At 57.3% G+C, this 25,726-nt stretch carries 25 protein-coding genes and 1 pseudogene; 7 read left to right on the top strand and 19 right to left on the bottom strand.

Annotated features, from left to right (window positions below; genetic code table 11):
* The first annotated feature begins 105 nt into the window (after positions 1-105).
* Positions 106-546, top strand: coding sequence for a GFA family protein (locus JYB84_RS14605; RefSeq protein ID WP_207320756.1), 441 nt, complete (start codon positions 106-108; stop codon positions 544-546).
* On the opposite strand, the gene JYB84_RS14600 is transcribed toward JYB84_RS14605, so the two are convergent.
* The 12 genes and pseudogenes from JYB84_RS14600 to JYB84_RS14545 all read right to left on the bottom strand — a co-directional run bounded on the left by JYB84_RS14600 (position 543) and on the right by JYB84_RS14545 (position 10,392).
* The gene (locus JYB84_RS14600) at positions 543-1,031 is read right to left on the bottom strand and encodes a GNAT family N-acetyltransferase (protein WP_207320755.1); all 489 of its coding nucleotides are present in this window, start codon (positions 1,029-1,031) and stop codon (positions 543-545) included. The two genes, JYB84_RS14605 and JYB84_RS14600, sit on opposite strands and share 4 nt — an antisense overlap.
* A gap of 41 nt (positions 1,032-1,072) precedes the next feature.
* Positions 1,073-1,549 carry a GNAT family N-acetyltransferase gene (locus JYB84_RS14595; RefSeq protein WP_207320754.1) on the bottom strand — a complete coding sequence of 159 codons (477 nt, stop codon included), beginning with the start codon at positions 1,547-1,549 and terminating at the stop codon, positions 1,073-1,075.
* A gap of 64 nt (positions 1,550-1,613) precedes the next feature.
* Positions 1,614-2,390, bottom strand: coding sequence for a TSUP family transporter (locus tag JYB84_RS14590; RefSeq protein WP_207320753.1), 777 nt, complete (start codon positions 2,388-2,390; stop codon positions 1,614-1,616).
* Between the two features lie 70 nt (positions 2,391-2,460).
* Complete coding sequence (locus tag JYB84_RS14585) at positions 2,461-3,303, bottom strand: GNAT family N-acetyltransferase (RefSeq protein WP_207320752.1); 843 nt, start codon at positions 3,301-3,303, stop codon at positions 2,461-2,463.
* A 21-nt stretch (positions 3,304-3,324) separates the two neighbouring features.
* Positions 3,325-3,771: a GNAT family N-acetyltransferase gene (locus tag JYB84_RS14580; RefSeq protein ID WP_207320751.1), complete on the bottom strand. Its 447-nt coding sequence runs from the start codon at positions 3,769-3,771 to the stop codon at positions 3,325-3,327.
* Between the two features lie 20 nt (positions 3,772-3,791).
* Positions 3,792-4,406 carry a LysE family translocator gene (locus JYB84_RS14575; RefSeq protein ID WP_207320750.1) on the bottom strand — a complete coding sequence of 205 codons (615 nt, stop codon included), beginning with the start codon at positions 4,404-4,406 and terminating at the stop codon, positions 3,792-3,794.
* Between the two features lie 283 nt (positions 4,407-4,689).
* Positions 4,690-5,343, bottom strand: coding sequence for an alpha/beta hydrolase (locus tag JYB84_RS14570; protein ID WP_207320749.1), 654 nt, complete (start codon positions 5,341-5,343; stop codon positions 4,690-4,692).
* A gap of 107 nt (positions 5,344-5,450) precedes the next feature.
* Positions 5,451-5,678: pseudogene (locus JYB84_RS14565) on the bottom strand (LysE family translocator); the annotation flags it as partial.
* Between the two features lie 117 nt (positions 5,679-5,795).
* On the bottom strand, positions 5,796-6,065 hold the full coding sequence (locus JYB84_RS14560; protein WP_207320748.1) for a hypothetical protein: 270 nt from the start codon (positions 6,063-6,065) through the stop codon (positions 5,796-5,798).
* A 76-nt stretch (positions 6,066-6,141) separates the two neighbouring features.
* On the bottom strand, positions 6,142-6,480 hold the full coding sequence (locus tag JYB84_RS14555; protein WP_207320747.1) for a tRNA-binding protein: 339 nt from the start codon (positions 6,478-6,480) through the stop codon (positions 6,142-6,144).
* A gap of 266 nt (positions 6,481-6,746) precedes the next feature.
* On the bottom strand, positions 6,747-8,546 hold the full coding sequence (locus JYB84_RS14550) for an aminopeptidase P family protein (protein WP_207320746.1): 1,800 nt from the start codon (positions 8,544-8,546) through the stop codon (positions 6,747-6,749).
* A gap of 178 nt (positions 8,547-8,724) precedes the next feature.
* Positions 8,725-10,392, bottom strand: coding sequence for a UbiD family decarboxylase (locus JYB84_RS14545; protein WP_207320745.1), 1,668 nt, complete (start codon positions 10,390-10,392; stop codon positions 8,725-8,727).
* Positions 10,393-10,556: 164 nt separating this feature from the next.
* Between JYB84_RS14545 and JYB84_RS14540 the strand changes: the two genes are divergently transcribed.
* Positions 10,557-11,519, top strand: a complete 963-nt coding sequence (locus JYB84_RS14540) for a DUF2608 domain-containing protein (protein ID WP_207320744.1) — start codon at positions 10,557-10,559, stop codon at positions 11,517-11,519.
* A gap of 122 nt (positions 11,520-11,641) precedes the next feature.
* On the opposite strand, the gene JYB84_RS14535 is transcribed toward JYB84_RS14540, so the two are convergent.
* From JYB84_RS14535 to JYB84_RS14510, 6 genes are all read right to left on the bottom strand, one after another.
* Entirely contained in the window at positions 11,642-13,186 is a 1,545-nt protein-coding gene (locus JYB84_RS14535) for a GMC oxidoreductase (protein ID WP_207320743.1), read from the bottom strand.
* A 74-nt stretch (positions 13,187-13,260) separates the two neighbouring features.
* Positions 13,261-14,136, bottom strand: coding sequence for a hypothetical protein (locus JYB84_RS14530; RefSeq protein WP_207320742.1), 876 nt, complete (start codon positions 14,134-14,136; stop codon positions 13,261-13,263).
* Positions 14,129-15,724, bottom strand: a complete 1,596-nt coding sequence (locus JYB84_RS14525) for a ferritin-like domain-containing protein (RefSeq protein WP_207320741.1) — start codon at positions 15,722-15,724, stop codon at positions 14,129-14,131. The genes JYB84_RS14530 and JYB84_RS14525 overlap by 8 nt, the downstream gene beginning before the upstream one ends.
* A gap of 1 nt (position 15,725) precedes the next feature.
* Positions 15,726-17,531 (bottom strand): GMC family oxidoreductase, encoded by a 1,806-nt coding sequence (locus tag JYB84_RS14520; RefSeq protein ID WP_207320740.1) that lies wholly within the window; start codon positions 17,529-17,531, stop codon positions 15,726-15,728.
* The gene (locus JYB84_RS14515) at positions 17,518-19,380 is read right to left on the bottom strand and encodes a GMC family oxidoreductase (protein ID WP_207320739.1); all 1,863 of its coding nucleotides are present in this window, start codon (positions 19,378-19,380) and stop codon (positions 17,518-17,520) included. The genes JYB84_RS14520 and JYB84_RS14515 overlap by 14 nt, the downstream gene beginning before the upstream one ends.
* Positions 19,377-19,847, bottom strand: coding sequence for a sugar dehydrogenase complex small subunit (locus JYB84_RS14510; RefSeq protein ID WP_207320738.1), 471 nt, complete (start codon positions 19,845-19,847; stop codon positions 19,377-19,379). The genes JYB84_RS14515 and JYB84_RS14510 overlap by 4 nt, the downstream gene beginning before the upstream one ends.
* A 327-nt stretch (positions 19,848-20,174) precedes the next feature.
* On the opposite strand from JYB84_RS14510, the gene JYB84_RS14505 reads away from it, so the two are divergent.
* Entirely contained in the window at positions 20,175-20,960 is a 786-nt protein-coding gene (locus tag JYB84_RS14505; RefSeq protein WP_207323250.1) for an ROK family protein, read from the top strand.
* Positions 20,961-20,966: 6 nt separating this feature from the next.
* Here JYB84_RS14505 and JYB84_RS14500 read toward each other — a convergent pair whose 3' ends face one another.
* A complete protein-coding gene (locus tag JYB84_RS14500; protein ID WP_207320737.1) occupies positions 20,967-21,749 on the bottom strand; it encodes a substrate-binding periplasmic protein in 783 nt (260 codons plus the stop codon).
* A gap of 155 nt (positions 21,750-21,904) precedes the next feature.
* Between JYB84_RS14500 and JYB84_RS14495 the strand changes: the two genes are divergently transcribed.
* The 4 genes from JYB84_RS14495 to JYB84_RS14480 all read left to right on the top strand — a co-directional run bounded on the left by JYB84_RS14495 (position 21,905) and on the right by JYB84_RS14480 (position 25,724).
* Entirely contained in the window at positions 21,905-23,119 is a 1,215-nt protein-coding gene (locus tag JYB84_RS14495; RefSeq protein ID WP_207320736.1) for a M24 family metallopeptidase, read from the top strand.
* A 547-nt stretch (positions 23,120-23,666) separates the two neighbouring features.
* Positions 23,667-23,942 (top strand): Flp family type IVb pilin, encoded by a 276-nt coding sequence (locus JYB84_RS14490; protein WP_207320735.1) that lies wholly within the window; start codon positions 23,667-23,669, stop codon positions 23,940-23,942.
* A gap of 60 nt (positions 23,943-24,002) precedes the next feature.
* Positions 24,003-24,302, top strand: coding sequence for a Flp family type IVb pilin (locus tag JYB84_RS14485; protein WP_207320734.1), 300 nt, complete (start codon positions 24,003-24,005; stop codon positions 24,300-24,302).
* Positions 24,303-24,350: 48 nt separating this feature from the next.
* The gene (locus tag JYB84_RS14480) at positions 24,351-25,724 is read left to right on the top strand and encodes a hypothetical protein (RefSeq protein WP_228290794.1); all 1,374 of its coding nucleotides are present in this window, start codon (positions 24,351-24,353) and stop codon (positions 25,722-25,724) included.
* Positions 25,725-25,726: the final 2 nt, after the last annotated feature.

Genomic DNA, 25,726 nt, shown 5'->3' with positions numbered 1-25,726 from the left:
ACACTTATCCCAACTGCTTGCGTATAAAAGGGTTAGCTGCCATTGTTGCGCTGACCCTTTTTTATGCGGGCAAGTTCTGCAGCCCGTTTTTAATGGAGCAAGCGGATGCCAAATAACGTCAGGAATACCAAACTTTCCTTCCCGATAACCGGCGGCTGTCTGTGCGGCGTGATACGTTTCTCCATCAACGCCGCGCCTTTTGATGCCGATTACTGCCACTGCCGCCGTTGCCAGCAAAGCACAGGTGCGCCTGTGTCCGCCTGGATGGATTTCAAGTTGGAAGAGGTGAGTTGGCTTAAGGGGCAGGTGAAGGAGTTTGCCTCCACCGACAAGACATTCAGAGGTTTTTGTGGCGACTGTGGCTCGACCTTAAGTTTTCGTCACCGCGATTATCCCCAGTACCTGACCCTGGCCATAGCCGCCCTGGATAATCCGGAGTTGATTTCCCCCAACTACCACATTTATACCAGCAGCCAGATGCCCTGGTTCAATCTGTGCGATGAGCTGCCAAGGTATCCCGGATCACGAAATCAGGGGAATCCTTAAATCCCGACCTTGGCGCTACGCCTTTCCAGCAGCATCACATCGCGCCACTCTCCGTGCAGTTGCCCTAGCTTGCTGCGCCTGCCCACAATATTGAAGCCGTTTTTTTGGTGCAGGGCGATACTGGCGAGGTTTTCCGGGAAGATGACAGCCTGTAAGGTCCAGATCCCCCGTTGCTCCGACGCATTCACCAGGTGACTCAGTAAGGCCTGGCCGATACCGCGGCCACCTAAGCCGGTGTCAACATAGACGCTGACCTCGGCTACTCCGGCGTACACGGCGCGGCTGGAAATGGGGGACAGCGCCGCCCAGCCCACCACCTTGCCGTCCAGTTCTGCCACCAGACGGCTATGGGGCAGCAAAGAGCTGTGCCACTCGTCCCAGGACTTGGCCAGCAGCTGGAAGGTGGCATGGCCCGTGTCTATGCCCATTTGATAGATGGCGCTGACGGCGGCAAAGTCGGCCTTACAAAAGTCTCTGATGATCATGCTGTTGCTCTAATTAAAGGTGCTCGCTTTATTGATACTGATCAGCTGCTCTGTGGCTGTTGCCCGGCTGGCTTAAGGCTAAAGAACTCCATTGGCTGATAGGAAATGCCATCGCGGTGGCCGACCTCGCCATGGGACACAAACCCCAGCTTTTGATATACGGGCACGGCATACAGGGAAGAGCGGACCAGATAGCGCTCGGCGGGGCAGAGGGCCATGGCCCTTTGCCACAACTGCCGCGCCAGTCCCCGGCCGTGGAAGGCATCGGCCACAAACAGGTGATACAGGTAATCGGGCCTTTGCAGCGACAGGTAGGCAGCGATGCTGCCATCGATTTCCACCACCAGATTCAGCTGCTTGTCACTGCTGAGTCTGGCGTTGAAGGCATCCGGTGTCAGGGTATCGCTGAACCAGGCGGGCAAGGGTTGGCTTGGGTCATCCTGAAAATAGCCCGCCAGGGAAGTGACCAGCCCGGCCAGTGCCTGTGTGTCTGCTGTAACTGCATTGCGGATTAGCATGGGGTGACTCCCTTATTCTTCATTGGCTTGGTTAAAAGCTCGTCTTGGTGCAACAGTCATACCGTCACAGCCAAGGCATGACTCCACCATCAAGCAGCGCCAGCTTTAACACCAGCAGGGTGGAAACCAGCAACAACATGGGTTTGACCAACTTGTTGCCCTTTAGATGTACCAGTTGCGAGCCGTATCTGGCGCCTATCCACTGGCCGCAGGCCATGGCTATGCCCACGGACCAGGCCACCTGGCCGCCCAGAATAAAGGCGCCGAGGGCCGCGGCGTTGGATACCAGCAGAAACAATTTGGCATGGGCAGTGGCCTTGGCCGTGTTATGGCCCAGCAGAGCGATAAAGCCGATGGCAAAAAAGGACCCCGACGCCGGACCAAAGAAGCCATCGTAAAACGACAGCAGGGGGACGACAAGCAGGCCAAACAGCAGCGGCGGGATCCTTTGCCGGGTGTCGAGATCCCCAAGCCTGGGCGACAGCAGAACATACAGGGCCACGGCGACTATCATCCAGGGCAGCCATAGTTGCAGCACCTCGCTGCTGAGCCGCTGGATAGCCAGGGCGCCCAGGGCCGAAAAGCCAAAGCAGAGCAGTAACGGCAGCTTCAGCTTGCCCGGGGCAATCAGGCCTTGCTTCAGGAAATAGCGCACCGAGGAGAGCTTACCAAACAGGGCCTGCAGCTTGTTGGTCGCCAACGCCTGGGCCGGGCTGAGACCGGCCAGCATCAGCGCTGGCAGGGAAATCAAACCGCCGCCACCGCTGATGGCATCGATAAATCCGGCCACCAGTGACACCAAAGATAATGCCAGCAGCGTGGTCAGGGGCAAGTCGGGCATAAGAAGCGCTTTATTCTTTGAGTTTTTGACATTTTTGACTCTGGATACCAGGTGCTACAGCTGGGTAAGATCAGCCTATCTCGAAGGACGTCACCCCGTACAGCCGCGAAAGCGGCAGCTCGGGTGCATCACCTGTGTACATTCTGGCGGTCTCGAATGACACCGTCATTCTGTGTCGCTCGGCCAGCACCACGGCGCTTGGATTAACCTCGGCCACATCCAGAAACACGGCATCCTCGGCACTTACCTTGGCCTTCAGCGCCGTCAGCAGCCGCTCGGCAATTTCCGGGCTGTTTGACTGCAGCGGCCCGATTTTATAGCCATCGCGGCAGGGGCGAATGACCCCCTGACCCAGCAGCTTACCCCTGTGTACCAGTCCCAGAGCGTGGCAACCGGGCTGGGCTATCCAACTCCGGGTAAAGCGACTCCGATCGGCGGGGAAGAAGGTCCTGTCATAGGCCTCAGTCATGGCAAAGGGCAGGGAGGACAGCGGCACTATTTCGTCATCCGCCTGGGCTTGAGCACCACCCTGTCCCTGAAAGCGGATATTGCTGTAGGCCAGCTTGAAGCCGGACTTACGGTAGTTGTCCTGCTGGGCAAGCACCCCGTCCAGGCCTATGTTGCAGCCATCGAGCCTGGCCATGGCTGCCTGCCACAGGGCCATGCCGTGGCCCTGGCCACGAAAGCCGGGCTTGACCAGATAAAAGCCGATAAAGCCGAATTCGCTGCCATACCTGACCGCCGATATGCAGCCTATGGCCTCGCCGTTTAGACTGGCCAGCAGGAAACCGTCTGGATCGGCCTGGTAATAACAATCGCCATCGTTCAGGCCCGGGTTCCAACCTTCGGCGGCGGCCCAGTCCAATGCCATATCCAGCTGGGGCCGGGTCATGGTGTCAATTCGCAGGCTCATCCTTGTTTCCTCTCAGTTGGTTCAGTTTGCTTGGGCAGCCTGGCCATTACGGTACACGTTGGGATTCCAGGCGTGCATGAAAATCTCTGGGTTTGGTATCGGAGTAAAACCGAACTGGGCATAAAGGCCGTGGGCATCCCGGGTGGCCAATACCATGCGCCGCAGCCCCTGCAGATCAGGATGGGCGACTATGGTCTGCATCAGACGCTTGCTGAGCCCCTGGCCGCGATGTTCTTCCAGAATAAAGACGTCTGCCAGGTAGGCGAAGGTCGCCTTGTCGCTGATTATCCTCGCAAAACCAACCTGGCGGCCATCATAGCAATAGACAGCAAAACAGAGCGAATTTTCTATGGCCCTGGCCATCACCGCCTCGGGAATATTGCTTGCCCAATAGGAGTTGGCAATGAAGCCGTGGATAACGGCGAAATCCAGTTTGCTCTTGTCTGTGCTGATCTCATAGTGTGGCATGGCTATCTCCCTTATGTGCCTTAGGCTCTCTTGAGGGTGGCGGTCAGCAGGCCAGCGCCCACCAACATGCCACCACTGGCTTGGTTGAAACGGCGTTGAAAGTTGGCCGAGCGGATCCTGGTGCGCAGATACCCGGAAGACAGGGCATAAAAGGAAGCGCTGCAGGCCGATACGGCGAGAAAACTGCAGGCAAGAATCGCCATTTGCGGCACCAGCGGCGCATGGGCGTCAATAAACAGTGGGAAAAAGGCCATGAAGAAGATAATGCCCTTGGGATTGAGGGCGGTGACCAGCAGCGAGTCACGGAAAATGCTTGCTCTGTCACGCTGCTGTGCTGCTTCGCTGTCTATGGCCTTGTTGCGCCAGGATTTGATCCCCAGGTAAATCAAATACAGGGCACCGAGCCACTTGATGACACTGAACAGGCTACTGGACAAGGCCAGCAGGGCGCCGACGCCGGCCAGTGACAGGGACATGGCGATCAGATCGCTGCACAGCACTCCGGCAACCAGGGGAATAACGGATCTTTTGCCGTGACTCAGGGCTTGGCCCATGACCAACAATACTGTGGGACCCGGCGTGAAACACAGCAACAGGGCGGCGGTGATAAAGGACAACCAAAGCTCGGGACTCATTTGCTACTCCATCAGACAAAAAGAGGCCGCCGTGGTGACGACTGCCGCCCAGCATATCAGGCTAAACTGATGTATGTAAGGTTGAAAATTGGCCAATTGCGCTGGACAGGTGTGGGCCTAACTATCCGCGTCTGCCAATCAGAAACAAGCACAGCTCATCTTTCTGGTTAAGGGGCTCCAACTCCGAGTTGCAGCCCGTATTGCCAGCGACGAAATGCCTTTCAGGCGGGGTCTGCTGCCGCTTGATTTTTTTTGGGGCCGCAAGTCGGACTAAGAGCTGCGGTTATCTCTGTTGCAGCCATTGTTTAAGCGGAGTGAGCCATTCCTCTCTGGGCAGATAAAACTCCCCATGCATCAGCCCGGTATCGAGCGGCAGTTCGTCGAATGCCACCAAATCCGGGCTCTGTTCCACCAAGTGTTTGCAAGAGCCGATCAAATCATCATGTATTTCGTAGATGGACAGCACCTGACCGTGGAGGATGAACTTGTTGTTATTGGGGGACGGTTTGGAGCAACCGGCCAGCACGGCGTAGCCCAGCTTGTCGTTGCTGCTCAGGGTCGATACCTGGGTGGTGATACCGCCACCGCGGGAAAAGCCCACTAGGGAAATATGCTCCGGAGCCACACCTGCCGCCAATAATTGGTCCAGTTTGGCCACTACCTTGCGGGCGTAGTCCTCGGGCTTGGTACCGGCAGGTCTTTGCTCGGCCACCAGGAAATAGTCCTCGGAATCCAGCGCCGCGATAATTGCATCAAAATCGTACACCCCAAAGCGATTGGATAAGGGTTTTCTGTCCGTGCCCTCGGCGATTGCGCCGTGGAAAAAGAACAGGTAATGGCCGGCTTTTTCCACGGGCAGGGCATCCATATCGGCAATCACCTTAGCTCCGGATAAGGGGGAGATTAATGCCAGCATAAAGATCATCAAGTTACGCATTCTGCTTCCTGTCATTTTGTTTCCTGGCATTTTGTGTCCAGAGAGTAAGTTTAACAATTCAATATTTCCTTTTGATGGGTGAGTGTTTTTGATGCAAGGCGTCAGGCGAGCTGTGCCAGGTACAGCAGGTACAAGGTGCTAACGCATTTGATGATTAGGTGCAGTCCGGGATACCACGTAAATAGCTGGGCAAACCCCTGGCAAATACCCGCCAGCAGCGGCTGGCTCTTCCTTACGCCAAAGTTAAGCCCCGAGGTCATTAGCATAATATTGTTTGGCCCCCGAATGACTGAGGAGGAGATGGCAAACAGCAACACAGCAAACAAGTAATCCATTTATCCTTAATCCTTAATCCTTAATCCTTAATCCTTAGTCCGCCAGTGAAGTTAAGAGCGGCTACTGCTTCCATCAGGATGGTCTGGGTTTGCCGTAACCTGAGGCTCTGATTTGGATCAGGACTCAGGCTTATCCCGCTTGTCATCCGATTCTTTATCGCTCAGTTTGGCGATAAAGCCAAAGTAAATACACACCAGCAGCATCAAGGCGCACCAGATAACGCTGAAGTAAAATCTCAGTGGCTCGTGTTCCGGGGTGATGAGGTGGTAATCTCTCCAGGCTGTACGGTGGCTAAAGGCTCCCTTTGTTATTGGGTCAATCAGGAACCAACCAAAGCCTACACTCGCGACACGGGCAATCCAGCGGGAAGTGCGATCGACTCTCATTAAACTCTGCTCATATTTCAAGGTATTGGGTTAAGGCAAGCCGTAAAATGCCTGAATGCTCAAGGACGATTTCGGTTTATGCCAGTCGTGCGCCGTTGGGCAGTGGCATATCAACGGCGGCAAGCACTACGGAACCGTCGGGGCGATGCAATCCAGTTACCAGACACTCGGATTTGAACGGGCCAATCTGCTTGGGGGGAAAATTAACAACCGCAAGCACCTGTTTGCCCAGCAATGAATCCTTGGTGTACAGAGTCGTTATTTGGGCGCTGGATTTTTTGATACCAATTTCTTGGCCAAAATCGACCTTCAATTTATAGGCCGGACGACGCGCTTCGGGAAAGTCTTCAACTTCAATGATGGTGCCAACCCGGATATCGACTTTCAGGAAATCATTCCACTCAATATGTTCCATATTCAGCCCACGTGTTTCAGAAAGAATATTAGGATAATCAAGAGTAACCGGCCCTAAGTCAACCGTGAGACGGCTGCATCGCATGGCTTGGTACTAAGATTGGGGCTAGGTCAGTGTGTCAGTGTGAGCTTGTCATCCAGCTCTGTTTCATTGTGGTTGTCACTGAAAGCGGTTCAGAGGGGCATTTGAATAAGCCCCAAAAAACGGCGCCCAAAGGCGCCGTTAATTCTTGCTGTCGATACTGAGCACCGGCAATTTTGCCGGAGTTAAATGGCGGCGGTAGCCCGTTGCAGCCAGGCCAGCTCATCACCGGACATCAGCGGTGACAATGTGGCAAGCACCTTGGCGTGGTAGCTGTTGAGCCAGTTCAGCTCGGTTTCGGTCAACAGCGCCTTGTCCACCAGACGGGTATCTATGGGGATCAGGGTCAGGGCCGAGAACTCATAGATCTCTCGCTCGGCACCGGCCAGGGCGGCGCAGGGCTGCACCACTTCCAGGTTTTCGATGCGAATGCCGAAGGCATGGCCACGGTAATAGCCGGGCTCGTTGGAGACCACCATGCCCGGCAGCAGGGCCACGCCGTTGCTGTTCTTGGCAATGCGCTGCGGGCCCTCGTGAACGCTGAGGAAATGGCCGACGCCGTGGCCCGTGCCGTGGTCGAAGTCAAAGCCGTGTTGCCACAGGTGTTGACGGGCAAAGGCGTCCAGCTGCTGGCCCGTGGTGCCCTTGGGGAAGCGCGCCGTCGCCAGGGCGATATGGCCCTTGAGCACCAGAGTCACCATCTTGCGCTGCTCGGCGGTCACTTCACCTATGGCCTGGGTGCGGGTCACGTCCGTGGTGCCGTCCAGGTATTGGGCGCCGGAATCCACCAGGTAGATGCTGTTCATGGTCAGCCTGGCCGGGGTGCCATTCTTGTGGTTGTAATGGCACATGGCGGCGTTGGCACCGGCGGCGGAGATGGTATCGAAGCTGGGCTCGCGGTACAGGGGATCCTGCAGGCGGAAGCTTTCCAGTTTGACCGCCAACTGGTCCTCGTCGTGGAGGCGACCGGCGTTGACCTCTGCGTCCAGCCAGGCGAGGAAGCGGCTCACGGCCACGCCATCACGGACGTGACATTCGCGCATTCCTTTGAGTTCGCTTGGATTCTTGGCTGCCTTGATCAGGGCGACCGGGTCCATGCCTGCCACCAGTTTGGCGCCGGCGTCGCGGGCGCAGAGCTGGGACCAGGCGTTGGCGCTGTTGGGATCGGCCAGCAGTTTCTTGCCGGTCAGGGCCTGAAGCGCGGCTTGCAATTCGCTCTCGGGGTGGAAGCTGACGTTGGGCCCCACGTGGGCGTCTATGCCGTCCGGCACCTTGGCCGGGTCGACAAACAGCTGCATCCGGCCATCGGCCCACAGCAGCGCCGAGCCCAGTACCACGGGCAGGCGCGGTACATCGCGGCCGCGGATATTGAGCAGCCAGCAGAAGGAATCCAGGGCAGTGACCAGTGCCACATCGGCGCCGGCCTTGGCCACCAGGGCACCGATTTCATGGCGTTTGTCTGCACTGCTGCGACCGGCACTCTGCTCGCTGAACAGCATGATGGGCTGAACTTGCGGTACAGGTCTGTCGTGCCAGTGTTTGTCTATGGGATTGGTTGTCACCGCCACCAGGCTGATGTCGGCCTTGGTCAGCACGGCATTGGCCTGCTCATACCAGGCCAGGGTGTGCATGCGGGCATCGAAGCCCACCTTGCTGCCGGCGGGCAGGGTGTCGGCCAGATATTGGGGTTGGGGCGTATCTGTCAGGCTCTCGTAATTAAACAGCTCGCCGTTGACCTGCTCACGCACCTGCACTGTGTAGCGGCCGTCAACGAAGATGGCGGCGCTGTGGGTCATCACTATGGCCATACCGGCTGAACCGGTGAAGCCTGTGGCCCAATGCAGGCGCTCGTTTTGCTTGGGCACGTATTCGCCCAGGTATTCGTCGGCGCGGGGAATGATAAAGGCATCAAGCCCTTGGCTGGCCATCTCGGTACGGATGGCGTCCAGACGGGCACCAATGGCGGGGGACTGCTGTGCTGACATAGGGAGACCTTGAGTTAATGAGCCGCTTGTTTGAGTAAGAGTAAAGTGGCCGTCTTGGGCGGCCATGCTGGAACGATTATCGCAACCCGGGCCCTGGTGGTGCAAGGCTTGCGGCAATGAAAATACTTTATACCAAAGCGACGGCCCTGGGCCGCCGCTTGTGGTTGAGCTTGAGTTCTTAACCCGGGCCGAAGCCCCATTGGTGCCACTTCTCCAGAATTTTTTGCTGCAGCGGCAGGGGATAATTGGTGGCGAAACTCAGTACCTGCTCCAGGGGTTGATTCACCTGCTGTTGGATTTGCAGGCAGCTGTAGGCCACCAGGCCGCCGCGGCCCCTGAGCTTGGTGGCCACGTCCAGATAGATCTGCAGCCCGGTGCCATCGGAGTCGTATTGGGGATAGTGGAACACCCCTTCCACGGGATTATTGCGGGTGGCCAGGGCCCAGGCCACCTTGTCGATATCGTCCGGCGGTATGTCCTCACCCACCACAATCAGCTTGGCCGTGGTCTTGCCAATATGGTGGGTCCAGAACACTTCGGCGAGGGCATCGATAAAGCCCTTGACCGTCATGCCGGTCAGTTTGTGCCAGTCGTCCCTGACCCGGATCACCAGCCAGTGGGACGAGGCCTCGAAGGGGCTGAAGCAGTCTATTACCGGCAGCCCTGAGCGTTCGAAGAACAGCCTGGCGGTGGCCGATAGGGAAAAGCAGCCCAGCATCAGGGTCGAGTCTATGGGAATGCCGGGTATGCAGATGGGCAGGATGGCCTGATCCCTGAAGGTGATGCAGTGGATCTTGGCCAGGGGCTCCAGGCCACTTTCGTTGGACAGGTAACCGGGAAACTCACCAAAGGGGCCTTCCACCACTGACTCTCCTATGCTGACCACGCCCTCTATGATGATTTCACACTCCGCCGGCACCAGTATGTCGCAGGTTTCGGCCTTGACCATCTCCAGCCCCTGACCGAGAAAAGACGAGGCATAGAGGTATTCATCGTGCCAGGCCGGTGGCGCCGCCGACAACAGCATGGTCACCGCCGGTGGCACCCCGAGGGCAATCACGAAGGGGCAGTCCTTGCCCTTGTTCTTCCACATGTTGTAAATCATGCCGTTGTGCTGAAAGGGCAGCCAGAGACCCACGACTTCGTTCTTGGAATAGTGTGGACCGGGCACCCAGGGCACGCTGCCGGGACGGGGATCCGGGTTGGGAGTTGGTGGGGTGTTGGCCTGGGGCCGGGAACCGGCAATCATGGCGCGGCTGAATGACCAGTTGGTCCAGGACTTGGGGTCGACGGTATAAGAATCGGGTGGCACCTCCTGCCCCGGCGGGGTGCGCACCATGATGGCGCCCGCGGTCTGGAAATAACGGCCACCGTCGCCGTCGTGCAGTATCGGCGCCGGGATCTTGGTCAGGTCCACCTCATCACCAAGCCATTTGTTCTGTTTGCAGGGCGCCTCGGAGGCGGGTACCAGCTTGGGATCATAGGGCTCACCCCCTATGGCCTCGATAAAGGCGTCCTGGATTTCCAGCAACTTGGTGTCCTCCGGCAGCCCCAGCATGATCGCCAGTCGTTGCCAGGGCTTGTCGGGATCGGCGCTGACGGTCGGACCCATCTCGGCGGCACGAAAGCCCGGAGCATCCTTGACCTTGTTGAACAGTGGCATGGCACTGCGGGTTTCGCAGGCGTGACGCAAAATAGCGCCCATTTCCAGATACCAGTCCACCTCGTCGTCTATGGCCACCACTTCGCCGAGCTTGGCGAGCCGTTCCAGGTATTCACGGTAGGATTTGGGGATTTTTTTGGTATTGATCTTCAGCTTGCGTCTTTTAAAGGCGGCATCCGGCATGACGACACTCCCTGTCTGGTTGTTTGCTTTCCCGTGTTTGAGTCCAATGAGTGTAGAAGTTTTTTATTGCTGCAGAGGATAAATGGCAAAACTCTCCTAATATTTAAGCTTCCGGACTGACACCAAGCGCCAGCCGGTTAATCCAATGACATCAGGAGGATGAAATGAAAAAAGTCATGACGACGCTGTTGGTTAGCCTGTTCAGTGCCCAGCTCTGGGCCGGCGCTTCCATGGGCAAGGTTGACAGTTTTGCGGCCCTGGAAAAAACCGTGACCGCTTTGAAATCTCCCACCAGTACCCTGCTGGTGATGGACGATGACGATACCCTGACCATGATGGCCTGCCCAGATGGCGCGGCCGCCGCCGATTGCCAATATTTGGGGGGCCCAGCCTGGTTCAGTTGGCAGCAGAGCCTGCTCGGCACCGACTCGCCCTATAGAGTCGCAGGCAGCTTCAATGAGCTGCTGGACATAGCCAATGTGCTGTTTGCCCTCAATCGCATGTCCTACACGGATCAGAACATCTATCCCGTGCTGTCGAAACTCAGCGGCTCCGGGGTGCGCCTTCTGGTTGAAACGGCTCGGGGCGATGCTAACCTCAATGCCACCGAGCAGCAGTTTGCCCTCCTGGGGGATAGCTCGGGCCAGGGCTCCGGTCAGGGCTCTGGTCAGGGAAACCTGCTGCAGTTGTTGGCAAGCAACAGCCTGAAAATCTGGTCCGGTCGTCAGCCCGGTCTGGCTGCTCCCGGTTTGCCCTGCCACATTCCCGGCACCCGGGACGTGACCTTCCAGAACGGCATCTATTACCTGGGCGGTCAGAACAAGGGGGTGATGCTGGCCTGTCTGCTGATCCAGTTCGAACAGGGCAATTTGTTCGAACCCTCGCTGCCCATAAGCCATATAGTCTTTATCGATGACACCCTGGAAAATGTGCAGGACGTGTATGACTATTTCCGCGACAGCAGCAGGTATCAGGTGACGGCACTGCACTACACCGCCCTGGAAAAGCATAAGGCGGCCCTGACCAAGGGACCAAAAAGCCAGGGCCTGCAGGACATGGCCAACAGCCGCTGGCAGGCGTTGCAATCAGCCATGAAGGCCAATCTGGTCAGCCCGATTGTTCGTTGAAATGGGTTCGTGGCAATGGGCACGTTGAACCGGGCGCGTTGAGCTGAGTGGGTTAATCTCAGGCTATTCCGCTTAAAAAAAGGCAGCCAAATGGCTGCCTTTGTGTTGGCCCAATTCAGACATCATGTACAGAGTTCCCGCGCCAGGGCAAAGGCCTGGGCCATTCCGGTCAGGGTCGGATTCCAGGAACCGGGGCGGGGGAATAACATGCTGCCGAGGCCAAAGACGTTGGGATATTTGTGCAGTTGGCCGTTGGCGCGGCAAACCGAGGTGGTCGGGTTGTCACCCATCCACAGGGTACCCGCCTCGTGGACCAGTCCCTGGTTGCGTATGCTCGCAGGCTTGGTCTTTTCCCAACTGAAACTGCCGTCGCTGTGGTTGTGTTGATATTCAATGTCCGCATTACCCGCCAGGGCCTGCATCACATCGAAGGTGGTTCTGTCCATGGCTTGCCAGAAGGCTTCATCTTCCGGCTGCATTTCGATAAACACTTCCGAAACGCCAGACGCGCTGGTGCCGACCCGATTCCAGGAACCAGGCGCCCGCTCACCGAGGAACTCGCCCATGGAGTGCAGCATGATCACCACGTAATTGGGATCCTGGTAGGTGGCCACGGCTTCAGGCGTTGAGGCATCCGGCAGTATGCGGTACAGCACCTCGGCACTGGCGGCAGGCGTTGGGTTGTGCACCACGCTGATATGGGTATGCATCAGGCGTCCGGTTGCCGCATCTTTGCCGGGCAGATAGAAGGCCACGGCCTGCAGGCCATCTGTCAGTGCCGGTATGGCGCTGGCGGGGATCCTGGCCGCCAGCCAGGAACGGATATGGCCGCAGAGGTTGTTGCCGGGCAAGGGATCCTGGGGGAAGGAACGGGTGAGAATAAATCCCGCCTCCAGGGTGTTACAGGCGAGGATCAGCTTGGCATTGCCCACCTTGAGGTTGCCATCCCGGGTTTGGATTTCCGTCACCTGGCCATTGTGGGCTATGAGTTTTTCCACCTCGGCATTGACCACCACCTTGAGATTATCGGGGTGCAGCTGCGCCGCCTGCACCAATACGGGTATGGGGGCGAACTTGGCCCAGGCTTCCTGGGGCACACCCTGGCCGGTGGCCATGGCGGAATCCAGCGCCGCCGGGTTGGACTGGGGCGTGGCGCCCTCAATCCGGCTCAAGCGGGAAAATAGCCGCTGGCCCATAAATTCATGGAGCTTTTCATTGCGGTTACCCGGGGTCTTCAGGGAATAGCGCCGCCCCATGTACTCACCTGTGGGATACCACTCGTTGTTGAGTCGCTCGATGGCGGCGGCCGGCCAATCGGGCATTTCGCTGCTGCCCGGCTGGGGTGTCCAGGCATTCCAGAACAGCGCCCGCCCACCCACATAGGGGATCTGCGGCATAAAGTTCAGGTTGGGTGTGCCCTTGTATTCCCAGGGGCGGATGCCGGTGCTGGTATTGAGCTTGATAAAGCTGGCCGGCAGGTTCTGGATATGGTCCGGGATTAGGTAGCTGCCCTTTTCCAGCACGGCAATTCTGGCCCTGGGCTGATATTGCAGCACTTTATGGACGAATCCTGTGCCATAGGCACCACCGCCAATCACAATAAAATCAAACTCCTGCCCCTGAATATCGGCAAAATTGTGGAAATAAATCTGGTCAATTTCGTTCATGTTACCCCCAAGGTAAAAACGGAAAGTTGCGCCCCACGAGCTGTGGGGCGGCTGTTGGCCTGCTGCTTCTGGGTCTAGGGATAGTAGGCCCGGCTCTGGATCGCGGCCGGTGCCGAGTTAAAGCAGCGCACCGCCACCGCGGGGCTGTTGGCCAACAGGGTCTCCATGTCGCGGCGCATCGGGTGATCGCTGGCGCCGTAGCGCAGGTCCACGGCACAGGGATTTTCCTGGGGAATAAAGAAGGTGTTCATGGCCTGGAGTATGTTCCAGCGACAACCTATGAGCTTGCCATCATGGGTGCCGTATTCGGTGATGGGCGAGATGTTGCCGGGGATTGGCGTCAGGCCGGCGGTGTTCACCTTGCAGGTGAAAATTGCGGTATTGCTGTCTTGGGGATCATCGACCCTGAAGCCCCAGGTTTCGACCCATTGGGGTCTGTATATGGGGGTATTTTCCCGCACCGGATTGGGGGAGGACAGATTGACCTTGAAGCTGGTCTTGAACTTGGGCTCGCCAAACAGGGTCTTGCCGGCGCTGATGGCCACATCAGCATCGCAGGGTACCCATACCCTGTGGTTGCCGTACAGCTTGGTCTGATCGCCGTCGCTGAGGAACTCGCGATAGCCTATGGGGCTCACCTGGTCCTTGCGATTGGCCGGGTAGGCGACAATATTGAGCTCCAGTTCCTGGGTAATGGCGGCGCCGCAGCTGCTCCATTGCTCCACCGGCACTTCAATACCCGAGGCAAATTGGCCGGCATACAGCTGGAAGTTAAAACTGACCAGGGCCTGACCATCGAACTCGGCCGGCAGCAGGCCAGTGCCCTGCAGGTAGGCCTCGGCCCGTGCCAGTGGCACCAGGTAATACACGCCCACATTGGTCAGCGAGGCGTAATAAAAAGGCATGGTGAAGGGATAGGGGATGCTTGGCAAATCCTGTGTGTTACTCATGATTTTGCTTCCTTTCTGTTGCTTTGTGACTCAAGGGTCCATTGCCATAGGGCTCTGCCGCCAGGGCAGCGACGATGGCGCTGGGATTAAAGTATTGACGCATCAAACTAATCTTGTGGTTATTGTCGAATTCATACTTCAGGGCCCAGTCGTAGTGATAGGGGGCACCTGTGGCCAGAGCCTTGCCCTGCTCGCCGCCATAGGCCATGGCCTGATTGTCGTTGAAAAACATCTGTTCTATGCCGGCGCTGTCGATGGCGACCGTATCCCCAAGCAAGGTCCAGAAGCGGCTGAAGCCCTGATGGCCGTAAAACACGCCAAGATAGGGCACGCTGGCCGGGCCTGAGATATCCCAGATGACGTCTTCGGTCATGCAGGACAGGGCCAGCGGTAGATTGCCCTGGCTGTAGGCCTGCTGTAGCAGGTCCAGTGTGTCGCGATTACTTTGAGTCATGGGAGTGTGGGCCTTGGGACAATGGGTGTTAATGGCAACGTATTCAAAGGTAGGGGCACAGTTGAAACCGTCGTCACCGGGTAAGGGATTGGCCGTGATGGCCCTGAAGTCGTCACGCAGGCTGCACATGGCCACCACGGCAGGCATCAGCAGCAAGGGGTAGCCGCTCAGGGCCTGTTGCAGCTGGGCCAGCAGCTCACAGTATTTGCAGTTGAAGGCGGCGATGGCATTTTTGGCCTCCCCGGGAGGGTAATCGCTGAGTTTGAGATTGGGACGGATGCGAACCGTCTGCTCCCAGGGCACGGGCAGGGGCGCGCCGCTTGGGCCGCTTTCCACTGTATCGCCTTCCCGGTACAGACGTTCCTCAAAGAGTTCATTGAAGCGGAAATAGTGGGCCACCTCACGAAAGCCGCCTTCGGCCTCGCTTTCTGCCCCGGTCCAAACGCCGTTGTTGGCGCCTTCGCCCTGATCTGTGATTAGCTTAAGGGCATCTACGGCGGTGGCGAGGTTGGTCACAGGCACTATGGCGCCGCCGCCATCGTAATAAAATACGTGTGCCGGCACCTGCCTGGCGGGATCGCCGCAGAAGATGGCGGTGTCGCCAAAGCGTTCCACCGCGGCCCTGAGGCGGGCTTCGATATAGGCATAAAACTCACCTATGGTCATAGCGTTGCATTCGTGGCTGGCCACCACCGCCGGGCGTATGTATTTGGGATGTTCTATCTGCATCCCCTGGGCGACCGCTTCCCTGGAGAAACCGAACAGCCGCACCTTGATGCCATCTATGTCATAGGGCAGGCGCGATGGGTAATCGGGCAGGAACCCTGGTTCCGTTAGTTTTACCTGGCCATTGATGGCATTGAGCACGTTGGCGGCCAGCACGAAGTGCAGCATTTCCTCTATGACCACGGAGCGCACCACCTCGCTGATGCGCCAGTCCACAGTGGTGTCCAGGCTGTAGAGCATGGTCAGGTAGGGGGGGATGGTGGCGTGTTCCAGCACCAGGGCGTTGTGCAGCAATTCCCGGAGCTGTTGCAGTTCGGTCTCCAGCGGATTGTCGCAGCTCAGTTGCACATAGCCGAGCCGTTGAAAGCTTTGCTCTGCCGCTTGCTGTTGTTGGGCGGTCAATTTCATCTTATTGATTCCTTTCAATTATGTGTTTTGCGGTGGCGAAGGTCAGCGCCGTCATTGTCAGGGTAGGGTTGGAGGTGCCGAGGGTGGGCATGCTGCCGCAGCCGATAACGAACAGGTTGGGATGGTCCCAGGCCCTTTGATAGCGGTCGACCACCGAGTCTTTGGCGCTCTTGCCCATGCGATGGGTGCCGGCCACATGGCCAACGCCGGACCAGCTATAGCCCTGGTTCTGCCATTGGAAATAACCGGGATCATCGGGGCTGAACCGGGTGAAGTCCTGAATACCCAAGTGTTCAAACAGCTCCCTGGCCAGCTGCCTGCCGGCCACCAGACCGGCACGGCTGTAATCGTCCACATCGTAGTTGATCACCGGGCGGAAATTGCCCATGGCATCGCGCCAGTGGTCGCTGATGCTGACCCTGTTGCCGGCGTTTGGCAGCTGCTCTGTCATCATGTCGAAGCGAATTTGCTTTGGCACTGTGTGCCCCAGCTGTTGCCTGAGTTCGGTGCCGAACAGGCCCCGCTCATCGACAAATTGAGTGGTGCTGTCCACCGGCTCATTTTTGGGCCAGCTCCAACCCCAGTTGCCTATTTCCAACACGAAACCGGCCCGTTCGGCGCGGAAGCTGCCACCGCGGTAATTCACCAGGGTAGAGGTCAGCCCGGGGCCCCGGAACGCACCTATGCTTTGGGGCGCCAGTCCCCAGGACAGCATGGCCGGGTGATCCATCAAATTGCGCCCCAGCATGCCGCTGCCGCCGCAGGCGTTGGATGCCAACAGCAAAACCGCATTTTCTATGGCGTTGGCCGCCAGCACGTACAGGTCGGCCTCCAGTCGCACCAGCTGGTGATCCTGGCTCCCATCGCTGTGCCAAACCTTGCAATCCAGCCCGGTGATCCTGCCGGTGGCCTTGTCTATGTGTAGCCTGGACACCACTGCCCGGGTGAGCACATCGACCTGGGTTTCCTGCAATGTTTTCAAACTGTTGTATCTGGCCTGAATAGGGCAGATGGGGATGCAGCTGGAGTTGCCCATGCAGCGCTGCCCGATGGCTGGATCGCCCACGGCGCCCCTTGGCCGGTAACCGGCACCATCGGCGTGCTCCGGGTTGGGGACGCTGTTGCGGGCCTGGGGAATGGAGCGGATCTGCACCGCCCGACCATCCGGTGGCAGGCGCAGGGTGTCGAGACCTGCCATCAACCATTGGTCGAGGAAGCTTTGGGGCACCTTGTGCATGGGGTACTGGTAACCGGGCGGAAAATGAATGCCGTGAAATTGCTGCTCGGCCACATCCGCCGAGACGCCGATTTCGGCTTCCGCCAGGCTGTAAAAGGGCTGCAGTTCCTCATAGGTCCAGGGCCAATCGACGCCGAGACCGAACCGGCTGGCCATGGCAAAGTCTTCCGGCAGCATCCGCGGGCAACTGCCAAACCAGTGCAGTGAGGTGCCACCCAGGCGCCGGGTGTAGTTGCTTTCGAAGGGATAGGGCCCCTGCTGCACAAAGTAGCCCATGGCCGACACCCCGCCGGGCGGGATCCTGGCCACATCGGTCACCTCCGGCTGGGGGGCGTTGGGGCTATCGGGATAAGGCGAATTGGGTGTTTTCGCCGTCGCCTGTTGGAAGTTGGCCACGTAGCCCAGGTGCTGCTCAAAACTTCCGGGTTCGCCGGCGCCAGCTTCCAGCAACAGCACACTGTGGCCGGCCCGGACCAATTGCTTGGCCATGATGGCACCGGCAAAACCCGAGCCCACTATCAGGGTGTCGTAACGCCTGCTCGCGGCCTTGCGCCAATCAAGGTGCCGCATTGGTCACCCCGTTGAGATCGTCGAGAATATTCTGCGCCGCCCACAGGGTCAGGGCCGACATGGTCAGGGTGGGGTTGGAGGTGCCCATGGACACCATGTTGCCGCAACCGACCAGATACAGATTGGGGTGGGCCCAGGTACGTTGTTTGGGATTAACCACCGAGCTTTGGGGATCGTCGCCCATGCAGTGGGTGCCTGCGAAATGGCCGGCACCGTTAAAGGTCAGCGCCTGATTCCGCCATTGGAAATACCCTGCGTCGCTGGGTTTGTAGAGGCTGGCATTTTCTATTCCGGCCCGCTCGAAAATGGCCTGGGCCGTTTCGTATGCCCTGGTAAAACCATTGCGGGTGTAGGGCGACAGATCGTAATGGATGATGGGGCGGTAGTTGCCAATGGCATCCACATAGGCGGGATCTATGCTGACCCTGTTGTCGTACTCCCCAAGCTGCTCCACCAATATTCCGAAGCGGAATTGGCGGCTGACCTCGGTCTGTAACTGTTGCCTGAGCTGTGGGCCGTACAACTGCTCCTCATCCACCAGGGTTTGCACATCGGACACGGGCGCCCCCGTGGGCCAGAGCCAACCGTCATTGCCCATCTCCATGCGGAAGGCGGCGCGGTTGCGGCGGAAACTGCCGGCCCGCAAATCTTCAATGCCCGAGGTGGCCAGTGGCCCCCGCAGTGGCCACAGGGGTTCCTTGGCCTTGCCCCAGGTCAGCAGCTCGGGGTGATCCATCAGATGCCGACCCAGCGCAGGGTTGCCGGGGCAGGCGTCCGAGGCCATCAGCAGCACGGCATTGGCCACAGCGTGTGCCGCCAGCACATAGCGCTTGCCTCGTACCTCGTACTCCTGAAACTGGGGGACATCCGGACTGGCATAGTGCTTGAAGCGCACCGCAGTCACCTCTTGGCTGGCATCGTCGATGATGAGTTTCGACGCCACACTCTGCAGCACTATATCGAGGCGTTCGCCATCGGCACTGCTGAGGGTCTTGAGGGCATTGTACTTGGCCTGAATGGGGCAGATGGGCACGCAGCTGGTGTTGCCCATGCAGCGTTGGCCCACGGCTTCGTTACCGACGGCGCCCCTGGGCTGGTAGCCAAGGCCGCCATCATAATCCTGGTTGGGTACGCTGTTGCGTGAGGCCGGGGTACCCCTGACCCTGAGGCGGTAACCCTTGCCATCTTCCTGCACCTGCATGCCATCGACATGCCTGGCAAGGTACTTGTCGCTCCAGCTCTTGGGCAGGGCGTGCATGGGATACACATAGCCGGGAGGAAATTCCACCCCCAGGTACGTCTGTTCGGCCACCTCGGCCGACACCCCCAGCTCCCGCTCGGCCGCCCGGTACCAGGGCTCCAGATCGCGGTATTCAATGGGCCAGTCCCGATACTCTGTGGTGCAATCGGGATTGGTGCCATAAAGGGTTTTCAGCTTGAAGTCTTCCGGCAACATCCGCAGCGAGGTGCCCAGCCAGTGCAGTGTGGTGCCCCCCAGATAGGTGGTGTAGGAAGAGGAAAACGGCAACGGCCCCATCTGCACAAAATAGCCGGTCTCATCCGGTTGGGCCTCGCTGATACGACGGGTGTCCGTCACCAAGGGCTCGGGCGCGTTGGGATTCACAGGGTAGGGCGCATTGGGGATCTTGACCGTGGCCTGATGATAGGTGGCGAGGAAGTCGAGGTAGCCCTGATAGCTGGCACCTCCGCCCGTGCCCGCTTCCACTATTAGGCAGCGTTTGCCGGCCCGGGTCAGTTGCTTGGCGACCAGGGCACCGGAAATGCCGCCGCCGACTATGACCAGATCGTATTCTCTGGCGGCCGCTTGTTCTGGGGTGATGAAGTTCATGGCGCCACCTCCCGTGACAGGTCGGGCTGTGACAGCTCGGTCGCCGGTGGCTCGGCCCAGGCGCCAAAGCCCTGTTGCTTGGCACCTTGGGGGTGGGCGTGAATGGCCTGCCACACCAGTCCTTCCTGATAGGCTTGAGGGCTGGGAATAAAGCTGTCATCGCCCTTGATGCTGTCCCATTGACCCAGGTACCAGAGTTTAATCAGGCTGCGGGCCAGGGGGCCGAGTTCGGTCGATTGCATTATCTGCACTTCGATAAAGGCGTTGAGGGGTTGGGGTTCGGCCGGGGCTCTGGAAAACAGCGCCAATAGGGTCTCCAGTTTGTCGGGGCACTGCTGTTGAACGAGCTGGAAATAGTTGTCTGCCTGGCCCGTGCCCAGCAGCTCGAAGCGGTTGAAGCCGGTCAACAGCACCGAGAGGGAAATGAATTGCTGAAAGCCGGGTTCGGCCGAAAAGGTGGTATGCATAAGTATGTCCCTATAAGTGAGAGCGTTCCTTGCGGCCCTGTGCGTAATGACCTGGGCTAGAAATGAGTATAGACAGGATCCTTTGTTCGACTGTTTTTTTTAAACTGGTCGGCTGTGAAGGATTTATGTCACTGACACGGCGGCCCTTTCCCCGGCTCCATCGGTCGCAGAAGGGGCTTGTACCGGCGGAGGAAAATTTTGGTGGTGAAATCTATAAATTTAGAAAAAGCAGAAGCTTAAGCCTATTTCATCGCCCCCGGAGGGGGACTGTGGTACACTCAGCCAACCCTGCTCGGGGTCAGAGCGGGGGAACAAGTGGAGTAGATGATGTACACATTAACGCTCGACGTGGGAGGCACCAAGGCGCTGTTTGAATTGCAGGGCCAGGGGCACACAGAACAATATAAAATTCCCACAGGTGAAGGTTTTAATATTCGAGATCTGAATGAACAGATCCAGGCCTTCGAACAGGATTTCAATCTCAGCAACTATCGCCTGGCCATTGCCGTGCCGGGTTTGGTGCGGGATGGCACCCTGGTCAGTTGTAAGTCCTTGCCCGGCTTAACCGGGCTCAATCCCGAAGACATCCAATGCAAGGGGCAATTAGCCTTTATCGTCAACGATATAGAAGCGGGGATCGAAGCCGTGTGCGATGCGCGTCACGACTGCGAGCTGTTGCTGATGTCGGGGACGGGCATAGGCATGGCCATCGCTCTCAACGGCAAGGTGTTCCGCGGTGCCAGCGGTTTTGCCGGTGAGCTGGGCCATTGCCGGGTGATGACGGAATCGGGGGAGTTCAGTTTGGAGCAATTGGCCAGTGGCGAGTCGGTGAGGGCCCGCAAACTGAGCCAGGGCGGGGATCTGTACCGGGCCGGCAGCTATCTCGGTATGGGGTTGGCCTGGGCGGTGAACCTGTTCAATCCCAACCGGATCTGGCTTGCCGGTGGCATGATGAACAGCGCCGATTACTTCAAGGGCTGCGTCAACAGCCTGAGGGATTTGGCGCTGCCGGCACCCATGGCCAACTGTCAGGTTAACCGGGTCGATGACATGGAAACCCTGGTGTGCCGCGGTTTGCTGGCCCTGATGCGCCGTCGCGGTCTGGCGGACTAAGTTAATTCAATCGGATCCGACTTGGGTCAAATGGCAGCCGCCTTGCGGTGGCTGCCATTCATAGACTTTGGATGGCTGGTAATCAAAGGTCATAAAGCGTTGCCCCAATATGTCCCGATAATCGCCCCGGGCATGCATTTGGCACAGCACAGGTGAAATGGTGTCGACAAAGTGCCGGCCCTCATCATTGGCCCAGACTGTCATGTAGTCATAGCCCTCCAGGACGGCAAAGGCCGGGTCGTACTCCAGCTGGTCGAGCTTATCCAGCCAATCCGGCAGAAAACCTACCACTGCATCCACCCGCCCGAGTTGTAACCGCTTCAGTTGATGGCGCTCGTCGGCGACAAATTCCAGTTTTATGCCTTGGGACGTCAGCTCCCGGTAATAATCCTCATAACCCAGCACCCCACCCACCAATAGGCCCCGCAACTGGGAGTAACTGCTGATCCTGGGTTTGCCCTTGGGGGTAAACAGGTGCAGGCGATACACCCCCAAGGGATAGCTGGTCAGGATTTTCTCCGCCGGAGTTGAACGCAGCACGGCCTCCGTCATGCCATAAATGGCCAGGGCTTCGCCGCTGCCGAAGATCCGCACCGCCCGGCTGAGGGGATAGACCCTTTCATCCAGTGAAATACCGGCCTCAGCAGCGGCCTTGTGCAGCAATTGCTGATAGGGACCATCGCCTTGCTCAGTGATAATGTCGATAAAGACTCCGGCCGCAACCTTGACCTCTGCGGCCCGAGGGGCACAGCTGAGCAGGCACAACAGCAAAAGCAGGAGTTTTGGCATGCATAATTCCAAAGATCGTTAGTTTATCAGGCATAAGCATAGTGGTTGACGACCGTGGATCAAAGACATGCCGGGTGTGCTTGCGCATTGCTTAGTCTTTGTATATTTTATTCACCTTTGCGTGTGGACCATTTCCGGCTGTAAGGGGCAAAATTATGACCATAGGTGTGGGTGGCAAGACCCAGGATGAAGCACTGGCAACATTGAGCGAGATGACGGCGGGCACCATGCCGATTACGGCAGAGGAATTTGCGGCCAGGATTGCCAAGGCTCAGAGCCTGCTGCGGGCCCAGGGCCTCGATGCCCTGTACATCAATGCCGGCAGTAACCTCTACTATTTTACCGGCACCCGCTGGTATCCCAGTGAGCGCATGGTCGGCGCTGTTATTCCCGCCGAGGGGCCGCTGGAATACATAGCGCCGGCCTTCGAGCTGGACACCCTCAAGGGCTATATGACCATCAAGGGTGAGGTCAACACCTGGCATGAAGATGAGAGTCCCTACGCCCTTTTCGGTGACCTGCTCAAGCGCCTCGGCTATGGCAAAGGCCGGGTCGGTATGGATGAGTCGGCGGCCTTTTTTATCAGCGACGGTATTCGTCAGGTCTGTCCCGAGCTGGAGCTGGTCAGTGGCAAGGCCGTTACCGCAGGGTGCCGGATGCAAAAATCAGCCGCGGAGCTGGCACTGATGCAGCGGGCCAAGGACATGACGCTGGCGGTGCACAGGGCCGCCGCCTCCATATTGCGCGAAGGCATCTGTGTCACCGAGGTGGAAGCCTTTATCGATGCCGCCCATCGCAAGGTTGGCGCCGCGGGATCCAGTTTCTGCATAGTGCTGTTTGGCGAGGACACGGCCTATCCACACGGGGTCAAAAATCCCAAGTGTCTGCAACAAGGGGACACAGTGCTGATAGACACGGGCTGCAAGCTGCAGGGCTATAACGCGGACATCACCCGCACCTATGTGTTCGGCGAGCCCAGCCCCCGTCAGCGTCAGTTGTGGGAGTTGGAAAAGCAGGCCCAGGCCGCCGCCTTTGAAGCCGCGCAATTGGGCCGTCCCTGCGGCAGCGTCGACAAGGCCGCCCGCAGTGTGCTTGAGGCGGCCGGCTTTGGCCCGGGTTACGCTGTGCCCGGACTGCCACACAGAACCGGTCACGGCATAGGCCTGGATATCCACGAATGGCCCTATCTGGTGGCCAACGACCAGACCCCGCTCGCCGAGGGCATGTGTTTCTCCAATGAGCCCATGCTGTGCGTACCGGGGGAGTTCGGTGTGCGTCTGGAAGATCACTTCTATATGACACAGGAAGGTCCACGCTGGTTTACCCAGCCCTCCCACTCCATAGACGATCCTTTCGGCCTTAATGCCTGAATTAACTTAAATCGGTAATCTTCATCTGTACCTGGCCAGCCTACATGGGCTGGCCTTATTATTTTTGGTCATAAGCCACATAGACGCCAAATACATCATGGTATTGCTCATAATCGTTATGTTGTGAAATGTCGAATTAAATATTCACCACTCGAAATTAAGTAAAAAATCAGCCTGATTTTTATGCTTGCCTGGAATATTTAGCGAAAAACGCTGGAACCGACCTATACATTAACTGCTATCCACGACATTAATGGCAAAAGCATTAACTTTTTTGGCTAAAAAGTAATCTATTTATGGCGAGATAATCTTGTGGTAACCGTATGGGGGATTGTTATTCTTGAGCCAAAGTTAACCGAAATTAATCTTGTGGGTTAATTGCGGCTTTTTGGGGGTAGTTCTTTTTTCTTTGTATTAGCCTAAAGCATTAGTCATAAAGTAGTGGTCTTCGGGTAATTAATACACCCAAGAGGCTTATTGAGCTGCGCTTTGATTACGGTGATAATTTTGCCGAATTTTTATTCTAATTGCTTCAAGGAGTGAAACTATGTTCCAACGTAAAATCCGTGGTCAGGGTATGACCGAATATATTATTATCGTGGCGCTTATTGCCGTTGCTGCCATAGGTGTTTATAGCTTCTTTGGTAAAACGATCCGCAACCAGGTTGCCGGTCTGTCGGCAGAAATGTCCGGAACCAGTGCATCCACCAATATTGAAGCGGCAGGCAAGGCTGCTGGTGACGGTGCAGCTGTGGCCAACAAAGACTATAACCTGGGCTCATACGATAAGGCTGCCAACTCTTCGGCTGCTGGTACTAAGTAATTCGGTGACTGTTAAAGGGAGAACATTCTCCCTTTATTATCAATTGATAGGGAAATCGCTATGAAAAGCAGAGTTCGCGGCCAAGGCATGACCGAATATATCATCATAGTTGCACTGATTGCCGTTGCAGCCATAGGTGTATACAGCTTTTTCGGAAAAACCATCCGCAATCAGGTAGCTGGGCTATCAGCTGAAATGTCCGGTCAAAGTGCATCGGGTAATATTGGTGCCGCGCAGAGCTCGGCGTCCGCAGGTGCCGGCGTGGCCAACAAGGATTACAACCTGGGCAGTTACGATAAGGGCGCCAATAGCAGCGCCGGCGGAAGCAGTACCGGTGGTGGTGGTGCGACTCAGGATTAAGTTTTAACTGCTTTAGTATCAAGGGATTGATGCAGGGGATAGACAGGGATGGTGTTTTCTTGCCAACGGGGACAGGCCATGGTGCTGTCTCTGATATTGATGACGTTTTCAATGATGGTGTTGCTGTTTGGTTTCAATGCCGCTCAGTTGAATCATCAAACAACCAAACTCCAGTATACAGCCGACAACACAGCCCAATCCCTTGCCAACATGGTCGCCAGGGATATGAATTTCAAGGCTTATACCAATAGGGCATCGGTTGCCAATCAGGTAGCCGTGGCCCAATTGGTGGGCTTGTCTGCCTGGTTCAACATGGCAGATGTGTTTGCCGACAACGCCTGTGACGCCCTGTGCTCAATTCCCTACGTCGGTCAAGTGGTTAACGCCATTGCCAGGGCGGTTGAGTACATCAATCAAGGTGCACAACCTTTTTTCGAGGGCTTGGTTTATGTCGAAAATGCCATGCTGTATGCCTTGTCCTTTGCCCAGCAAGCTGTGCATTACGCCGGCGTAGTCAGTGGCCCTATTTCGGCCCGGGAAGTGGTGACAGCCAACGATCCCGACGCAAGGTTGGACACGGCGCAGAATATATTTCTGGGACGGGATGTAGCCGATATCTGGTTTAACTTTCAAAAACGTTTCAGCAGAAGCGACATCCGCGATGGCACCCAATATAACGATTATATCGCTGTGGTGGGTAAGTCGCGGGACAACTTCACCAAGGGCATGAATTACAGATTGGATCGCCCTTGGACATGGACGCTTTTTCCTTTACGGCTGACAACCCAAAAAGCGGGTGGCAGCGACTTGGTCAGCAATGGCCGCAACAAGGCCGAGTCCTGGACATCGGCACATACCTTGAGCTTTTGGTTTCAACATTACAACTGCCACGGGTTCAGATGCAGATGGCGCGGCGGTGAAGTGCCCTTGGGCTGGGGGGGCACGCGCTCGGATGACAGAGCCAATATGAACCGTATCAATAATCGTCAATATTGGGGACAAAGCCGCAGAAAAAATCCCAGAGCAACCAGGCTTGCCGCACGCTATCAGGAAACCCGTGGTGGTTATGACGGAGTACAACCGTTTTTTGCCCTCGATAGGGACGGCGACAGCAAGAGTCAAACCCGAAATATTACCGTGGTGGTCTCGAAACCCAGGAACAAGGTCAAGACAACTCCCAGATTGCAGGTAGGTCACGACAATACCGATCCTGCCATCAATGAAGAAATGCTTGCCGATAGAATGACAGCATTGGCCTCGGCCAACGCCTATTATTCGCGCCCCAGGGATTTAACCGCCTGGTTGCGGCGAGATCGCCGCCACGAGTATGGCAATTTCTATAATCCCTTCTGGCAAGCCAGATTGGCTGAGCCCTCAAACAGGGTGAAATCAGAAGTGCTTGCCTTGACCAAGGTGTTATGAAC

The sequence above is a fragment of the Shewanella cyperi genome, assembly GCF_017354985.1.
In the GTDB taxonomy this organism is placed as follows: domain Bacteria; phylum Pseudomonadota; class Gammaproteobacteria; order Enterobacterales; family Shewanellaceae; genus Shewanella; species Shewanella cyperi.
Note: the sequence above shows the minus strand (reverse complement) of the source record. Positions and strands in the feature narration are given on the sequence as shown.

What these genes read in the sequence shown, in the direction of transcription:
- JYB84_RS14605 (WP_207320756.1), top strand. Translation starts at nt 106, where the DNA reads ATGCCAAATAACGTCAGGAATACCAAACTTTCCTTCCCGATAACCGGC.
- JYB84_RS14600 (WP_207320755.1), bottom strand. Translation starts at nt 1,031, where the DNA reads ATGATCATCAGAGACTTTTGTAAGGCCGACTTTGCCGCCGTCAGCGCC.
- JYB84_RS14595 (WP_207320754.1), bottom strand. Translation starts at nt 1,549, where the DNA reads ATGCTAATCCGCAATGCAGTTACAGCAGACACACAGGCACTGGCCGGG.
- JYB84_RS14590 (WP_207320753.1), bottom strand. Translation starts at nt 2,390, where the DNA reads ATGCCCGACTTGCCCCTGACCACGCTGCTGGCATTATCTTTGGTGTCA.
- JYB84_RS14585 (WP_207320752.1), bottom strand. Translation starts at nt 3,303, where the DNA reads ATGAGCCTGCGAATTGACACCATGACCCGGCCCCAGCTGGATATGGCA.
- JYB84_RS14580 (WP_207320751.1), bottom strand. Translation starts at nt 3,771, where the DNA reads ATGCCACACTATGAGATCAGCACAGACAAGAGCAAACTGGATTTCGCC.
- JYB84_RS14575 (WP_207320750.1), bottom strand. Translation starts at nt 4,406, where the DNA reads ATGAGTCCCGAGCTTTGGTTGTCCTTTATCACCGCCGCCCTGTTGCTG.
- JYB84_RS14570 (WP_207320749.1), bottom strand. Translation starts at nt 5,343, where the DNA reads ATGCGTAACTTGATGATCTTTATGCTGGCATTAATCTCCCCCTTATCC.
- JYB84_RS14560 (WP_207320748.1), bottom strand. Translation starts at nt 6,065, where the DNA reads ATGAGAGTCGATCGCACTTCCCGCTGGATTGCCCGTGTCGCGAGTGTA.
- JYB84_RS14555 (WP_207320747.1), bottom strand. Translation starts at nt 6,480, where the DNA reads ATGGAACATATTGAGTGGAATGATTTCCTGAAAGTCGATATCCGGGTT.
- JYB84_RS14550 (WP_207320746.1), bottom strand. Translation starts at nt 8,546, where the DNA reads ATGTCAGCACAGCAGTCCCCCGCCATTGGTGCCCGTCTGGACGCCATC.
- JYB84_RS14545 (WP_207320745.1), bottom strand. Translation starts at nt 10,392, where the DNA reads ATGCCGGATGCCGCCTTTAAAAGACGCAAGCTGAAGATCAATACCAAA.
- JYB84_RS14540 (WP_207320744.1), top strand. Translation starts at nt 10,557, where the DNA reads ATGAAAAAAGTCATGACGACGCTGTTGGTTAGCCTGTTCAGTGCCCAG.
- JYB84_RS14535 (WP_207320743.1), bottom strand. Translation starts at nt 13,186, where the DNA reads ATGAACGAAATTGACCAGATTTATTTCCACAATTTTGCCGATATTCAG.
- JYB84_RS14530 (WP_207320742.1), bottom strand. Translation starts at nt 14,136, where the DNA reads ATGAGTAACACACAGGATTTGCCAAGCATCCCCTATCCCTTCACCATG.
- JYB84_RS14525 (WP_207320741.1), bottom strand. Translation starts at nt 15,724, where the DNA reads ATGAAATTGACCGCCCAACAACAGCAAGCGGCAGAGCAAAGCTTTCAA.
- JYB84_RS14520 (WP_207320740.1), bottom strand. Translation starts at nt 17,531, where the DNA reads ATGCGGCACCTTGATTGGCGCAAGGCCGCGAGCAGGCGTTACGACACC.
- JYB84_RS14515 (WP_207320739.1), bottom strand. Translation starts at nt 19,380, where the DNA reads ATGAACTTCATCACCCCAGAACAAGCGGCCGCCAGAGAATACGATCTG.
- JYB84_RS14510 (WP_207320738.1), bottom strand. Translation starts at nt 19,847, where the DNA reads ATGCATACCACCTTTTCGGCCGAACCCGGCTTTCAGCAATTCATTTCC.
- JYB84_RS14505 (WP_207323250.1), top strand. Translation starts at nt 20,175, where the DNA reads ATGTACACATTAACGCTCGACGTGGGAGGCACCAAGGCGCTGTTTGAA.
- JYB84_RS14500 (WP_207320737.1), bottom strand. Translation starts at nt 21,749, where the DNA reads ATGCCAAAACTCCTGCTTTTGCTGTTGTGCCTGCTCAGCTGTGCCCCT.
- JYB84_RS14495 (WP_207320736.1), top strand. Translation starts at nt 21,905, where the DNA reads ATGACCATAGGTGTGGGTGGCAAGACCCAGGATGAAGCACTGGCAACA.
- JYB84_RS14490 (WP_207320735.1), top strand. Translation starts at nt 23,667, where the DNA reads ATGTTCCAACGTAAAATCCGTGGTCAGGGTATGACCGAATATATTATT.
- JYB84_RS14485 (WP_207320734.1), top strand. Translation starts at nt 24,003, where the DNA reads ATGAAAAGCAGAGTTCGCGGCCAAGGCATGACCGAATATATCATCATA.
- JYB84_RS14480 (WP_228290794.1), top strand. Translation starts at nt 24,351, where the DNA reads ATGGTGTTTTCTTGCCAACGGGGACAGGCCATGGTGCTGTCTCTGATA.